This window comes from Novosphingobium sp. APW14 (assembly GCF_032337075.1).
GTDB lineage: Bacteria > Pseudomonadota > Alphaproteobacteria > Sphingomonadales > Sphingomonadaceae > Novosphingobium.
Genome location: NZ_JAVYAB010000005.1, coordinates 25,201 through 38,474, shown reverse-complemented (window position 1 = coordinate 38,474; position 13,274 = coordinate 25,201). Strand labels below are relative to the sequence as shown.

At 63.7% G+C, this 13,274-nt stretch carries 12 protein-coding genes; 4 read left to right on the top strand and 8 right to left on the bottom strand.

Going from position 1 to position 13,274, the window contains the following annotated elements; genetic code table 11:
• Positions 1-8: 8 nt before the first annotated feature.
• The 3 genes from RQP55_RS07800 to RQP55_RS07790 all read right to left on the bottom strand — a co-directional run bounded on the left by RQP55_RS07800 (position 9) and on the right by RQP55_RS07790 (position 2,167).
• Positions 9-1,136 carry a phosphoserine transaminase gene (locus tag RQP55_RS07800; protein ID WP_315609625.1) on the bottom strand — a complete coding sequence of 376 codons (1,128 nt, stop codon included), beginning with the start codon at positions 1,134-1,136 and terminating at the stop codon, positions 9-11.
• A gap of 109 nt (positions 1,137-1,245) precedes the next feature.
• Positions 1,246-1,566 carry a PepSY domain-containing protein gene (locus RQP55_RS07795; protein WP_315609624.1) on the bottom strand — a complete coding sequence of 107 codons (321 nt, stop codon included), beginning with the start codon at positions 1,564-1,566 and terminating at the stop codon, positions 1,246-1,248.
• Between the two features lie 4 nt (positions 1,567-1,570).
• The gene (locus RQP55_RS07790; protein WP_315609623.1) at positions 1,571-2,167 is read right to left on the bottom strand and encodes a ferric reductase-like transmembrane domain-containing protein; all 597 of its coding nucleotides are present in this window, start codon (positions 2,165-2,167) and stop codon (positions 1,571-1,573) included.
• 97 nt (positions 2,168-2,264) lie between these two features.
• On the opposite strand from RQP55_RS07790, the gene RQP55_RS07785 reads away from it, so the two are divergent.
• Complete coding sequence (locus RQP55_RS07785) at positions 2,265-2,927, top strand: extensin family protein (protein ID WP_315609622.1); 663 nt, start codon at positions 2,265-2,267, stop codon at positions 2,925-2,927.
• A 213-nt stretch (positions 2,928-3,140) separates the two neighbouring features.
• On the opposite strand, the gene RQP55_RS07780 is transcribed toward RQP55_RS07785, so the two are convergent.
• The 3 genes from RQP55_RS07780 to RQP55_RS07770 form a co-directional block, all read right to left on the bottom strand.
• Positions 3,141-3,755, bottom strand: coding sequence for a LuxR C-terminal-related transcriptional regulator (locus RQP55_RS07780; RefSeq protein ID WP_410000279.1), 615 nt, complete (start codon positions 3,753-3,755; stop codon positions 3,141-3,143).
• 175 nt (positions 3,756-3,930) lie between these two features.
• The gene (locus RQP55_RS07775) at positions 3,931-4,743 is read right to left on the bottom strand and encodes an arginine deiminase family protein (protein WP_315609620.1); all 813 of its coding nucleotides are present in this window, start codon (positions 4,741-4,743) and stop codon (positions 3,931-3,933) included.
• Complete coding sequence (locus RQP55_RS07770) at positions 4,740-5,258, bottom strand: DUF3617 domain-containing protein (protein WP_315609619.1); 519 nt, start codon at positions 5,256-5,258, stop codon at positions 4,740-4,742. Before RQP55_RS07770 ends, RQP55_RS07775 begins: the two co-directional genes overlap by 4 nt.
• Before the next feature lie 197 nt (positions 5,259-5,455).
• Here RQP55_RS07770 and RQP55_RS07765 point away from each other — a divergent pair, with 197 nt between their 5' ends.
• Positions 5,456-6,649, top strand: coding sequence for an acyl-CoA dehydrogenase family protein (locus RQP55_RS07765; protein ID WP_315609618.1), 1,194 nt, complete (start codon positions 5,456-5,458; stop codon positions 6,647-6,649).
• 23 nt (positions 6,650-6,672) lie between these two features.
• Positions 6,673-7,803, top strand: a complete 1,131-nt coding sequence (locus tag RQP55_RS07760) for an acyl-CoA dehydrogenase family protein (RefSeq protein WP_315609617.1) — start codon at positions 6,673-6,675, stop codon at positions 7,801-7,803.
• Positions 7,804-7,820: 17 nt separating this feature from the next.
• Here RQP55_RS07760 and RQP55_RS07755 read toward each other — a convergent pair whose 3' ends face one another.
• Positions 7,821-9,950: a hypothetical protein gene (locus RQP55_RS07755; protein WP_315609616.1), complete on the bottom strand. Its 2,130-nt coding sequence runs from the start codon at positions 9,948-9,950 to the stop codon at positions 7,821-7,823.
• Between the two features lie 206 nt (positions 9,951-10,156).
• On the bottom strand, positions 10,157-10,933 hold the full coding sequence (locus RQP55_RS07750) for an SDR family NAD(P)-dependent oxidoreductase (protein WP_315609615.1): 777 nt from the start codon (positions 10,931-10,933) through the stop codon (positions 10,157-10,159).
• 133 nt (positions 10,934-11,066) lie between these two features.
• Here RQP55_RS07750 and uvrB point away from each other — a divergent pair, with 133 nt between their 5' ends.
• Entirely contained in the window at positions 11,067-13,253 is a 2,187-nt protein-coding gene (uvrB, locus tag RQP55_RS07745; RefSeq protein WP_315609614.1) for an excinuclease ABC subunit UvrB, read from the top strand.
• Positions 13,254-13,274 lie beyond the last annotated feature (21 nt).

The following is a 13,274-nucleotide window of genomic DNA, read 5'->3' as shown; positions in this document are numbered from 1 at the left end:
CCGGAAAATTAGGCGGCCTTGGTCGTCGCGTAGGCCCAGTCGAGCCAGGGGCCGAGCGCCTCAATGTCTTCAACATTGACGGTCGCGCCACACCAGATCCGCAGGCCCGGAGGGGCGTCGCGGTAACCGGCGATATCGAAGGCCGCGCCTTCCTTTTCGAGCGCGCCAGCCATGGCCTTGATGAAGGCCTCGTCTGCGCCTTCGACCGAGAGGCAGACCGAGGTCGTGGAGCGGGTCGCCGCGTCCGCACAGAGGTGCGAAAGCCACGAACGCTCTTCCACGATCTTGTTCAGGGCAGCGGCATTGGCATTCGACCGCGCTTGCAAGCCGGTGAGCCCACCAAGGCCCTTGGCCCATTCCAGCGCGAAGATCGCATCCTCGACGGCGAGCATCGAGGGGGTATTGATCGTCTCTCCCTTGAACACGCCTTCAGCCAGCTTGCCCTTTGAAACAAGGCGGAACACCTTGGGCAGCGGCCAGGCCGGGGTGTAGGTTTCCAGCCGCTCGACCGCGCGCGGGCCCAGGATCAGCACGCCGTGGCCGCCTTCACCGCCTAGCACCTTCTGCCACGAGAAAGTTGCGACATCGATCTTCGACCAGTCGATATCATAGGCAAAGACAGCCGAAGTGGCATCTGCAAAGGACAGGCCTTCGCGGTCAGCAGGAATGAAATCGGCATTCGGCACGCGGACGCCCGAAGTCGTGCCGTTCCAGGTGAACAGCACGTCATTCGACCAGTCGATCGCGCCAAGATCAGGCAGCTGACCGTAATCGGCGCGCAGGACAGTGGGATCAAGCTTAAGCTGCTTGGCCGCGTCGGTTACCCAGCCTTCGCCAAACGATTCCCACGCCAGCGTGGTGACCGGGCGGGCGCCGAGCATGGTCCACATGGCCATCTCGAAGGCACCGGTATCGGACCCCGGAACAATGCCGATGCGGTGCGTATCGGGCAGGCCGAGCACTTCGCGCATCAGGTCGATGCAGTACTGCAGGCGCGTCTTGCCGATCTTGGCGCGGTGCGAGCGCCCAAGCGATTCGGTAGCCAGTTTTTCAAGGGCATATCCGGGCGGCTTGGCGCAGGGACCGGAAGAAAAGAACGGACGCGCGGGTTTGCGCGCAGGCAGTTGTGCAGTCATTGTAGTCTCTCCTTGCAGAGAGCACGCGCGGCGTTGGGACCGCGTGGCCCGGAGCCGCACATAGAGACGGCCCCGGGCTTGTCAATGACGCATCGCTATGTTGCCGGGATCAATACCCGGACTTGCGGAACAGCACCTTGCCGCGCTGCGCGACGTAAAGCTTCTCGAAGCTGACCGGATGGAAATAGGCCTCAACCTTTTCGCCGGTCGGCAGAACACCATAGACCTCATAACAGCCACCATCGACCTTGGCCTTGGTCACCTGCCAACCATCCTTAGTCAGCTGAGCCTTGAGCGCATCGACATTTTTCCAGCCGGACTGCGGGCCGGCCTGGCACTTGACCTTGCCGGTGGCTGCGGCCGGGGTGGCGATGGAAAGCGTGGCAGCCGAGGCAAGGCCGAACATCGCGGCGAGGATCAGGGAACGCATGGACTTATACTCCTGCTTGGGGGGAAGGATTTGACTTGAACGTTTGGCGCAGCGCCAGGGCCAACCAGAGCAAAGCCAGCGGTGCGAAATGAACCAGCGCGGCAATCGCGCCATCGTGGATCAACCACCAGTGCAACAGGGTAAGCACGGCGGCGGGATAGGCCAGTTGCTGAACCCGTTTCCAGCCGGCCCGCAGCCGCTTCATCGCAGCCTGGTTGCTGGTCAGCGCCATCGGCAGCATCAGCGCAAGCGCAAGCCAGCCGGTCCAGATCGAAGCGATCGGCAACTCACCGAGCACCGCCCGCAGGCTGCCCATATCAATCCCGTAGAAGGCCAGGTGGGCCGCAGCATAGCCAAAAGCGGCAACTCCAAGCGCGCGGCGGCGGGCCAGGAGCCACAACAGCCAGCGGCGCGGGCCAAGCAGGCCAGCCAGCGGCCCGATCAACATCGCTGCAATCATCAGCCGGGCGCTCGTTTCGCCGGTTGGATGCAGCATATCCATCGTCAGAATGGCGCCTGTTGACCAGCCGTACAGCAGGACCAGACCGGGCAGCGCAAGCACGCCCCAGAACAGACTGACGCTATTGATAATCGTTCGCATTAGTTGCGGATAACCTGCCCGGGCCCCGCTGGCAACCCCCGCCCGAGGATCTTGTGACTGTATATTCCTGTTAACCACGTTATAAGATCGATCCACGATGCACCGAACACTCGCCCTGCTGCCCGCGGTGGCTCTGGTAAGCGCCTGCATTGACATTCCACAATCGCAGAAGCGCGGCACCGTGCGCCGTCCCGCAGCCACTTCGCTGACCTCGCGACCGGAACTCCGCCAGTGCCTCGCCGACCTGAGCACCAATCGCGCAGGCTTCACGCCGCTTCCCGACCAGTATTACGGTGCCGGCTGCTCAACGGTCGGCACGGTCCGTCTCACCAGCCTGCGTAGCGATGACGCGCATCTGCAACTCGCCAACCTCGGCCCGGTCGCCTGCCCGCTTGCCGAAACGTTTGCCGGATGGGCCCGCTTCGGCGCTGACCGCGCAGCACGGCAAATCCTTGGCAGCCCCCTGGTCAAGATCGAGACCATGGGCAGTTTCTCTTGCCGCAACGTCGCCGGCAGTGACCGCCGCAGCGCCCATGCAACTGCCAATGCAATTGACGTATCAGCATTCATTCTGGCCGATGGCCGACGGATCTCTGTCCGCGATCAGTGGGCCGCAGGCAATGCCCCCGAACGGCGGTTCCTGATGATGGTGCATCAAAGCGCCTGCAAACGCTTTGGGACTGTTTTGGGGCCAGCCTATAACGCTGCCCACCAAGACCACTTACACGTTGAACTGTCGGGTAGCGGCTTTTGTCGCTGAACATTGGAGGGAAGCAGGTCCGGCGGCAGCACCTTTTTGCACGAGCTGATACCGAACCTGCTTCCTCGCTTGCCACCAGGCCCTGGGAGGGGGTGGTTGGTCAGGCCGAAGCAGCAAGACGGAGGCAACTGTGTGCCTCTGCCCGGCATTTGCTGGATTCCGCAGTCAGCCACCATACAGACTTAAGGTTGCGGTCTTTAGGGAAGGCTCAGACTAAAGCCCCGCTTCGACGGCCAACCGAACGGCGTCTGCCGAAGTCGCGACCCCCAGCCGCTGCAACAGCAGCGCACGATGCATCTTCACCGTCTTTTCCGAAAGGTCGAGCGCGTAGGCGATCTGCTTGTTGAGCTGACCACCCGCCATCAGTTCCAGAATCTCACGCTGGCGCGGGGTCAGACCTGAGATCCGCTGCTGTGCGGCCTGCTGCCGCTCAGCCATGGCGACGTCGAACTTGGGTTCGGGAATTTCCACCTGAGAACCAAGGAAGAAGCTGACTGCGCCATGCTCGTCAAACATCGGCGCAACCATCACCGCGTTTCGAAAGGGCGTGCCATCCTTCTTGTAATTGACCACCTCAAACAGAACGCCGCGCTTTTCACGCACCGACTGGCCAATCTTCGCAGCAATTTCGGGATGCGGATCGGCGCGCGATAGGAACCGGCAGTTCTGACCGACGATATCTTCGATCGTGTAGCCCGTCAGATCTGTAAACGCCTGGTTACACGCAACAACCGGGTTGTCGTGAAGACGAGGGTTGGTGACGCACATCGCCATGGCACTGAGTTCAATCAGCGCCGGCAGCGGTGCCTCAATTTCACCGAATCGCATTCCTCGCCCCGAAACATCCAAACCTGTGACGGCCGTATGGTCCAAATACTGTATTGACGCAAGAATCGCGACTTCATGCGCGAAAAACGCCCAATACCATTGCTGTTCAGGTAGTGCGCAGATGGCTTTCTTCAATGCTCCGCGCCCTTGCGCAGTACGCACCGGGCCCAGTTATTCAATCCGCAGCACTATCGTGGCGTTGCCATCCCCCGAACCAGCGCAGCGACATGCAGGTGAAACCCGCGTCGATTTTCTCGATTTCGCTATTCTCAAGGCACACGACTTGTGCACCATGCCCATCAAGCAATTCCAGAATGCGCGGAAAGCGGCTGCCCGCAAAGATCGTGTCGTTAACCCGCAACACGTTGGCCCCGGCCTCCTCACCCTTGGGAATCTCAAGCACGCGATAGCCGGCGTAGACCCCGCTTGCGGCAAGTTCGCAGGTGGCGAGGATCGTTTCCTCATCGATGATCGAACTGGCGGTCTTGAGGTGGAGCACGGAGGGCGGCGTTTCCGCCACTACGGCCTTGCGCCCCGTGCCCTCCAGCAGCCGGGCGAGCGCCTCGGCCCCGGCGCGGTCGGTGCGGGCGGAGAGGCCGATATAGACTGCTTCGTCCATCGCCAGCACGTCACCGCCATCGGCATGGCCTTCGGGCAGCTCTAGCACCTGATCGAACATTGCCGTCAGCGTGGGGCGCAGAAAGACGCCCTCGCCCGCGCGCGTCGCCGTGCCGGGGTTCAGCAGAATTGCGCAGTCAGGGAAAACCAGCGCCGGATCCTCTACAAAGATCGCGTCGGGAAAGTCCTCCAGCGGATCAAGCAGGGTGACCTTCAGCCCTGCCGCCTCCAGCGCCGCCACATAGGCCGCATGTTCAGCCAGCACGCCTTGCAGCGACGGATCAGGTCCACCGCCGGCGCGCAGCCCCTTGACCACCGAAGCGCCAGGGCGGCGGGAAATGGCACGATCGAAACGATAGGGGTGGCTCAACTGCAGTCTCCAATGCGTTCCGAACTCACTTCCGCCTCCATGCTGACGGTACCACCCGCGATCTGGTTGATCGACTTGACCGCCACGTTCGATCCCGTCGCGGTGAAAGTGCCGACCACTTCGTTGCGCGCAGTCATGCCTTGACCAGTCTGGCAGACCAGTACCGCGTCGATCGCCTTGGCGGTGAGGTTGAGCCTTTCATACTTGCAATCGCCCTTGGCAAGGGTGCGGCGGTAATAGTCTTCACGCCCTTTCCCGGCATCTTCGCGGGTAAGGCAATATTCGCTGGTCTGGGCGCTCGTGCCGAACATCGTCTTGGCATTGTCCGCCATCGCCCCGGTCATGCCCGGAAACTCCACGCGGTTGACCCGCAACACCACGCGGTATTGGCCCGGCTGCAACGGCGGCGGCATGTCTGCATCTTCAGTGGCCTGCTGCGCGGGCTGCTTCTGGGGCTCCTGCCCGCAGGCCATGAGCGGCAAGGTGATGGCAAGTGCCAGAGCGATTCGGTGCATGTGATGACCCTCCTGCCCTGATTGCTAACGCTCAACCCCGCGCCTGCCAACCATAGTCGGCAGCGGCAAATCCAGCATGCCGTAACGACAGCCTGCCGCGGGCCTAGGTCTTTGGTCCCGAGTTGCAACCGATCCTTGCTCCGCGCGCAAATCCGCGCCATTTTGCGGAGAACAGCATAACCAGAGGATCGAGGATCATGGACATCGATTTCAGCCCTGAGGATCTTGCCTTCCGCGACGAGGTCCGCACCTTCATCGCCGAGAACTATCCGGCCGAACTGCGCGGCAAGCAGGATGAGGGCGACGAGCTCTCCAAGGAAGACTTCCTTTCCTGGCACCGCATCCTGCATAAGAAGGGCTGGGTCGCCCCCGCATGGCCGGTGGAATACGGCGGCACGGGCTGGACCGCGACGCAGCGCTTCATCTTCTCTGAAGAAACTGCGCGCGCAGACTGCATCCGCCTGATGCCCTTCGGCCTGTCGATGGTCGGCCCGGTGATCTACACCTTTGGCACCCCCGAGCAGAAGGCCCACTTCCTGCCCCGCATCCTGTCGGGCGAGGACTGGTGGTGTCAGGGCTATTCGGAACCGGGCGCCGGTTCTGACCTCGCCTCGCTGCGCACCAAGGCCGAACGTGATGGTGACCACTACATCGTCAACGGTCAGAAGACCTGGACCACCATGGCCCAGCACGCCGACTGGGGCTTCTTCCTGGTCCGCACCGATCCCGATGCCAAGCAGCAGGAAGGCATCAGCTTCCTGCTGGTCGACATGAAGACCCCGGGCATCGAAGTGCGCCCGATCATCACCCTGGGCGGCGAGCACGAAGTGAACGAAGTGTTCCTCGACAACGTCCGCGTGCCGATCGCCAACCGCGTGTATGAAGAGAACAAGGGCTGGACCTGCGCCAAGTTCCTGCTCGCCCACGAACGCACCGGTATTGCCGGGGTGGCCGGATCGAAGCGCGGGATCGAAAAGATCAAGGAAATCGCGACCGCCGAAATGGATGGTGACAAGTCGCTGCTCTCCAACCCGTTCTTCCGCCGCAAGGTGGCCGAGCTGGAAATGGACCTGACCGCGCTGGAATACACTGAACTGCGCACCCTGGCAGGCGAAGCTGCCGGCAAGGGCCCTGGCCCGGAAAGCTCGGTGCTGAAGATCAAGGGTTCCGAGATCCAGCAGCGCATTACCGAACTCGCGCTCGAAGCTGCCGGCCACTATGGCGCGCCTTACTTCCGCGGCTTTGGCGAAGGCGACAACGAGCACCCGATCGGTCCCGATTGGGCCCATCGCACTGCGCCAAGCTACTTCAACGTTCGCAAGACCACGATCTATGGCGGTTCGAACGAAGTGCAGCGCCAGATCATCGCCAAGATGGTGCTGGGTCTCTGAGCGCGCGACAAGGATAAGACACAATGGACCTTAGCTATAACGAAACGCAGGGCATGCTGCGTGAAACCCTCGCGCGGTTCCTGGCGGACACCTATGACTTCGAAAGCCGCAAGAAGATGCTGGCCAGCCCCGAAGGACGCGATCCCGGCATCTGGAAGGCGATCGCCACCGAACTCGGCCTGACCTGCGCACCCTTCGCCGAAGAGCATGGCGGCATGGGCGGCGGCGCGATCGAAAACATGATCATGATGGAAGAGTTCGGCAAGGTCATTGCGATCGAGCCGTGGCTCCAGACCGTTGTGATCGGCGGCGGCGCGCTGAAGCACGCCGGCGGCGCGCTGGCCGAAGCGACCATCCCCGCGATCATCAGCGGCGATGCAATCATCGCATTCGCTTATGCCGAACCGCAGGGCCGTTATAACCTGGCCGACATCGGCACCACCGCCAAGGCCGATGGCGCTGGCTATGTCCTGAATGGTCACAAGGGCGTGGTCTATGCCGCCCCCTGGGCTACCCATCTGCTCGTCACCGCCCGCACCGGCGGTGGCCGCCGCGACCGCGCGGGTGTGGAACTGTTCCTGATCGAGGCCAACCGCCCCGGCATCACCCGCCGCGATTACCCGACGGTTGACGGCTTCATGGCTTCGGAGGTCTACTTCGAGAACGTCGCCATTCCGGGTGAGGCACTGCTGACAGGCGGGATCGACCTGATCGAGCGCGTCGTAGATGAAGCCACCATGGCGGTATGCGCCGAAGCATCCGGCATTGCTCGCAGCATGTTGAACCAGACTGTGGAGTACACCAAGCAGCGTAAGCAGTTTGGCCAGCCCATCGCCAAGTTCCAGGTCCTGGCCCACCGCATGAGCGACATGTTCGTCGAGGCCGAGCAGGTCTCGTCGATGGCGCTGATGGGCACGCTCAAGCTTGACGAGGACGCCGCCGCCCGCAAGGCAGCCGTCTCGATGGCCAAGGCCAAGGTTGGCCGCAGCCTCAAGTTCGTCGGCCAGAACGCGATCCAGACCCATGGCGGCATCGGCATCACCATGGAGCTGGCGATCGGCCACTACTTCAAGCGCGGGACGATGATCGAAGGCCAGTTCGGCTCGATCGACCATCACCTCGACCGGTTCGAGGCTCTCGCCTATCCTGCTTAGGTCTTGAGCCTAAGCCTTTACCCCGCGCCAAAGGTGCGGTTGATCGAGATCGTCACCGCGGCGTGCGCGTCGCGGTGACGGAACTCTACTGCGGACGGCAGCGCCTGGCGCCGATCCGGATCGTAGAAGGTCCGCCGCCGCTGACCCGCAACGTCGAACACATTCTCAACATCCAGCCGGATCGTTGTCTTTTTGTCAGGGCGATATTCGGCAAAGGCGATCCCGAATGGTCCCGAATTGAAGAACCGGTCAATCTCGTTGATCCGGTAAACCGTGCTCGGCGCTTCGCGGAAGACCTGTAGGCCATAAGACCATTGGCCCGCATCGCGGCGCAATTCGGCGCTCCAGTTCCAGGCTGGGCGGAACCCGCTCCACGGGCGCTCCTGTCCGGTCAGTGGATCGCGCACCGCATGTTCCTGCCAGCCTCCGGTCAGCTTGAAACGGGTCCCCTTCAGGCCCAGCGTGTCGAGCGGGGCATCAAACGTCCCCTGCACGAATTTGCGGGTACCCGAACCGATATTGCCGGGCGCGTCAAAGCCTTCGGGCGTCAGGATACGGTCTTGAAGGTCGCTCGCCCAATCAAAGCCGGCTTCCAGCCGCACCTGGCCCTTGGCGAGCACCGGCCGCTCGACCGTCAGCCGCGCCTCCCAGGTCCGCTGCGGGCGCAGATCGGCATTACCGCCATTGATCCGGTCATTGGCCAGCTCGGCGGCGGAAATGAAATCATAGAAATTGAGCTGCGCCACCTGCCGCCGCAGCGAGGCCTGAACGTGCCAGCCGCCGCCGGCCTTCCAATCAAGCGTCATGCCCGGTTTGAAGAACTTCAGCGATCGTTCTGCACCGGTATCACCGCTGACCGTCAGCCTCGAGACTTCGAACGCCAGCGTCGTATCGAGCCGCAGCGCCGGGGTCAGCTGGCGGCCCAGGTTGACATAGCTCTCGCTGCGCAGCTCATCGACCGTCGCCCGGTCAATCGGCAGGTCGATCGGATCGCGGGCGCCGTTCGGCCCCAACAGGAACAGGTCGGTCGCATTGCTCAGCTTGTTGTAGGCCACCTCGCTCCCCAGTTCGAGCGCGAAGCCCGCCACCTTGGGATGGGTCCAGGTCAACCGCCCCAGAACCTCGTCATAACGCGAGGTGGTGTCCTGCTCGAACCCGCCAACCACCGCGTCTCCCTGCCGGGTATAATAGGCATCGAAGTCATCGCGCTCGCGCCGGTTGGCCAGCGCGACAAATTTGAGCGCCCCGCCGCCAAGCGGCCGGGTCACGTCGCCGCCGATTTCGTAGCGGGTCGGGCTGGCATCCTGCACCAGCCGGTCATCGCGCTGCGGACCATTGAGCGGCGACACATGATTGTACTGCTGCAGCTCGAACCCGCCGGGGGCATAGCGCAGGTTGAGGTGCGCCGACTTGTTCGTGCCCCCATCGTGCGCCCAGCTCGCCGCGAAGGCCGGGCTACGCTCGGTGATCTCGTTGCGCTTGTCGCGGCGTTCCAGCAGCACGCCGTCACTCGCCCGGCGAACTTCGTCAAAGCCGATCTCGGTCTGCGCCCGGCGGCCGCTTTCGGCTGAAAGGTTGAAGGTCGACTGACCGCTGCGGATCACCACCGCGCCTTCCAGGTTAGGGGTTGCACGCCCGTTGTGTAGCCGCGTGACGCTGGCCTTTATATTGCCGTCGATCCCCCCAGCCTTGGTGGTGACGACGTTGAGCACCTGGCTTCGCCCCGCAAAGTCCGAGCCATAGACATCGCCCGGCGCCACCTCGATCCGCAGCACCCGCCGCGCCGGAATTCGGGCCAGCTGGGCAGCCAGCGCATCGGACTTTGACGAGGCGCGCGCGCCATTAAACACCACATTGCCCGCCGCGCCGCTGAAGCCGCGAACCTCTCCATCCGCCTCCTCGATCGCGAAGCCCGGCACCCGGCGGACCATATCGAGCGCCGTGGTGGGGGAATAGGCGGCGAAGAAGGCTGGCTGATAGACCTTGGCCCGCCCGGCGCTCTCGCCATCAGAAACGGCGGCACTGGCCACTTCGGCATTCGGCTTGTCGGTTGTTTCGGCAAAGGCCGGCGCGGCACAGGCCAGCAGGCCGATCCACAGCGGCAGCGGCGCATGGCGCAGCCGCGCGGCAGGGGTCTTCACGAACATCTGTCATTCTCCCATTGCCCGTGCGCGCGAGCCCCTGCGCCGCGACAGGCAATCCATCCAACTCACCGCCCTCCCCACGGGGCGGCCACCTTGATGCGGCCCTAGGCTCCCTGCGGAGGCCGCTGCCAATGATGTTCGACCAAAGGCCTTTGTCCCCGACCAACCGCCGTTACAGACCGGCGAGCGGATTCTGCTTCAAACTTTCCTCAGGCGTTCCGCGCCATCAGCCCGCCATCGACCGGGATCGTTACCCCGGTGATATAGCTGGCCGCGGGCAGGCACAGGCTTAGCGTCATGTGCGCCACCTCTTCCGGCTGGCCATAGCGGCGCAGCGCGGTGCGGCGGTGGGCATAGACAGCCTTGTCCGCATCGCTGACCTTCTCGGTCATGCCGGTGGCAATCGGACCGGGGCAGATCGCGTTGACGGTGATCCCCGCCTTGCCCAGCTCCACCGCCAGCGCCCGCGTCAGCCCCGTCACCCCCGCCTTGGCCGCGGCATAGGGGCTGTTGCGCGCGGTGGCCCCCAGCGCCTCGGTGCTGGCGATATTGACGATCCGGGGGGAGGAGGACTGCCGCAGGAACGGCAGCGCCGCCCGGATCATCCGCTGGTGCGCCGTCAGCAGGACGGAGACAGCGCGATCCCAGACCAGCTCGTAATGGTCGTCATCGTCGATCGGACAGAACGAGCTGACCCCGGCATTGTTGACCAGCACGTCGAGCCCGCCAAAGGCGGCGGCCACTTCGGGCACCACGGCGCGGATCGCGGCGGCGTCAGACACGTCCAGCACCCAGGCCCGCGCCTGATGCCCCCTGGCGCGCAGGTCTGCCGCGATGTCCTCAATCGGGCTGCCCGGCAGGTCCGTCAGCGCGACCAAGGCCCCCTCGGCCGCAAAGACCTCTGCCGTCGCCCGCCCCATCCCGCTACCCGCGCCGGTGACCAGCACCACCTTGCCCGCGACTGACCGGCTGAGTTCCATGCCCATTGTTCATCCCCCCGCTTGTTTGGCGGGAGTGTGGCGTCTCGGCGAGCGGCTGTCGAGCGCGTGCATCCTTGTCCATAACCAGGTACCACGCTTGCCCCTTCCCCTTCCGCCCCCCATCCCCCATATCCCCCGCATGTCCCAACTCATCATCCGCCGCGGTCTGGAAGAGCCCGATACCTCTGGCGCGTTCGTTCCGCACAAGCCGGCGCGGCCGGAGAAGGCGGAGGGGCAGCGGCCGTTCAAGATCGTGTCCGATTATCAGCCCGCCGGGGACCAGCCGACCGCGATTGCCGATCTGGTGGCGGGCATCCGCGCAGATGACCAGACCCAGGTGCTGCTGGGCGTAACCGGCAGCGGCAAGACCTTTACCATGGCCCAGGTGATCGAGGCGACGCAGCGGCCCGCGCTGATCCTTGCCCCCAACAAGATTCTGGCCGCGCAGCTCTATGGCGAGATGAAGAGCTTCTTCCCCGATAACGCGGTGGAGTACTTCGTCTCCTATTACGACTACTACCAGCCAGAGGCCTATGTCCCGCGCAGCGATACCTATATCGAGAAGGAATCGAGCGTAAACGAGGCGATTGACCGGATGCGCCATTCGGCCACCCGGGCGCTGCTGGAACGCGATGACGTGATCATCGTTGCCTCGGTCTCGTGCCTCTATGGCATCGGCTCGGTCGAAACCTATTCGGCCATGATCTTTGACCTGAAGGTGGGGCAAAGCGAGGACCAGCGCGAGATCATCCGCAAGCTCGTCGCCCTGCAATACAAGCGCAACGACGCTGCCTTTCAGCGCGGCACCTTCCGCGTGCGCGGCGATAACCTGGAACTGTTCCCGAGCCATCTGGAAGACACCGCATGGCGGATCAGCTTCTTTGGTGACGAGATTGAGCAGATCGCCGAATTCGATCCGCTGACGGGCAAGACGGGCGACAAGCTTTCGAGCGTGCGGGTCTATGCCAATTCGCACTATGTCACGCCGGGGCCGACGATGAAGCAGGCGGCCGACGCGATCCGGTTTGAGCTGGCCGAGCGGCTGAAGGAGCTTAATGCCGAGGGCAAGTTGCTGGAGGCGCAGCGCCTGGAGCAGCGCACCAATTTTGACCTGGAGATGATTGCCGCGACCGGATCCTGCGCGGGGATCGAGAATTACTCCCGCTTCCTGACCGGGCGCCTGCCCGGAGAACCGCCGCCGACCCTGTTTGAATACCTGCCCGACAATGCCCTGCTGTTCGTCGATGAAAGCCACCAGACCGTGCCGCAGATTGGCGCGATGAGCAAAGGTGACCATCGCCGCAAAATTACCCTGGCCGAATACGGCTTTCGCCTGCCAAGCTGCATCGACAATCGCCCGCTGCGGTTTAACGAGTGGGACGCGATGCGGCCGCAGACTGTGGCCGTTTCGGCAACGCCGGGTTCGTGGGAAATGGAGCAATCGGGCGGGGTCTTTGCCGAACAGGTGATCCGCCCGACTGGCCTGATCGACCCGCCGGTGGAGATCCGCCCGGTCGAGGACCAGGTGCAGGACTGCATCGAGGAATGCCGCAAGACCGCGGCGGCGGGCTATCGCACGCTGGTCACCACGCTGACCAAGCGCATGGCCGAGGACCTGACCGAGTTCATGCACGAGGCGGGGCTGCGCGTGCGCTACATGCACTCAGACGTAGAGACACTGGAACGCATCGAGCTGATCCGCGACCTGCGCCTGGGCGTCTATGACGTGCTGGTGGGGATCAACCTGCTACGCGAAGGCCTCGACATTCCCGAATGCGGACTGGTCGCGATCCTGGATGCCGACAAGGAAGGCTTCCTGCGCAGCGAAACATCGCTGATCCAGACCATTGGCCGCGCGGCGCGCAACGTCGATGGCCGGGTGATACTCTATGCCGACCGGATGACCGGATCGATGGAGCGCGCCATCGCCGAGACCGACCGCCGCCGCGAAAAGCAGCGCGCCTATAACGCGCTGCACGGGATCACCCCGCAAACGATCAAGCGCAACATCCACGATATCGTGGCCGATACGGCCAGCCGCGACGGGGTGGTCGTTGAGCTGGAAGACGACAGCCGCAACAACCTCGTCGGCCACAACCTGCGGGCCTATATCGAGGAGCTGGAAGGCCGGATGCGCGCCGCCGCGGCCGACCTGGAGTTTGAAGAAGCCGGCCGCCTGCGCGACGAAATCCGCCGCCTCGAAGCGACCGAACTCGGCCTGCCTGAAGGCGAGCGCAAGGCACCCATCGTCGGCCGCAGCAACGAGGGCAAGCCCGGCACCCGCAAGACCCGGTTCGGAAAGCAGCAGAAGAAGTGGGGGCGCTAGAGGGGTGAATGCCCCCAGAGT

Excerpts from the sequence above, each read along its gene's own strand:
- RQP55_RS07800 (WP_315609625.1), bottom strand. The coding sequence starts at position 1,136 with ATGACTGCACAACTGCCTGCGCGCAAACCCGCGCGTCCGTTCTTTTCT.
- RQP55_RS07795 (WP_315609624.1), bottom strand. The coding sequence starts at position 1,566 with ATGCGTTCCCTGATCCTCGCCGCGATGTTCGGCCTTGCCTCGGCTGCC.
- RQP55_RS07790 (WP_315609623.1), bottom strand. The coding sequence starts at position 2,167 with ATGCGAACGATTATCAATAGCGTCAGTCTGTTCTGGGGCGTGCTTGCG.
- RQP55_RS07785 (WP_315609622.1), top strand. The coding sequence starts at position 2,265 with ATGCACCGAACACTCGCCCTGCTGCCCGCGGTGGCTCTGGTAAGCGCC.
- RQP55_RS07780 (WP_410000279.1), bottom strand. The coding sequence starts at position 3,755 with ATGCGATTCGGTGAAATTGAGGCACCGCTGCCGGCGCTGATTGAACTC.
- RQP55_RS07770 (WP_315609619.1), bottom strand. The coding sequence starts at position 5,258 with ATGCACCGAATCGCTCTGGCACTTGCCATCACCTTGCCGCTCATGGCC.
- RQP55_RS07765 (WP_315609618.1), top strand. The coding sequence starts at position 5,456 with ATGGACATCGATTTCAGCCCTGAGGATCTTGCCTTCCGCGACGAGGTC.
- RQP55_RS07760 (WP_315609617.1), top strand. The coding sequence starts at position 6,673 with ATGGACCTTAGCTATAACGAAACGCAGGGCATGCTGCGTGAAACCCTC.
- RQP55_RS07755 (WP_315609616.1), bottom strand. The coding sequence starts at position 9,950 with ATGTTCGTGAAGACCCCTGCCGCGCGGCTGCGCCATGCGCCGCTGCCG.
- RQP55_RS07750 (WP_315609615.1), bottom strand. The coding sequence starts at position 10,933 with ATGGGCATGGAACTCAGCCGGTCAGTCGCGGGCAAGGTGGTGCTGGTC.
- uvrB (WP_315609614.1), top strand. The coding sequence starts at position 11,067 with ATGTCCCAACTCATCATCCGCCGCGGTCTGGAAGAGCCCGATACCTCT.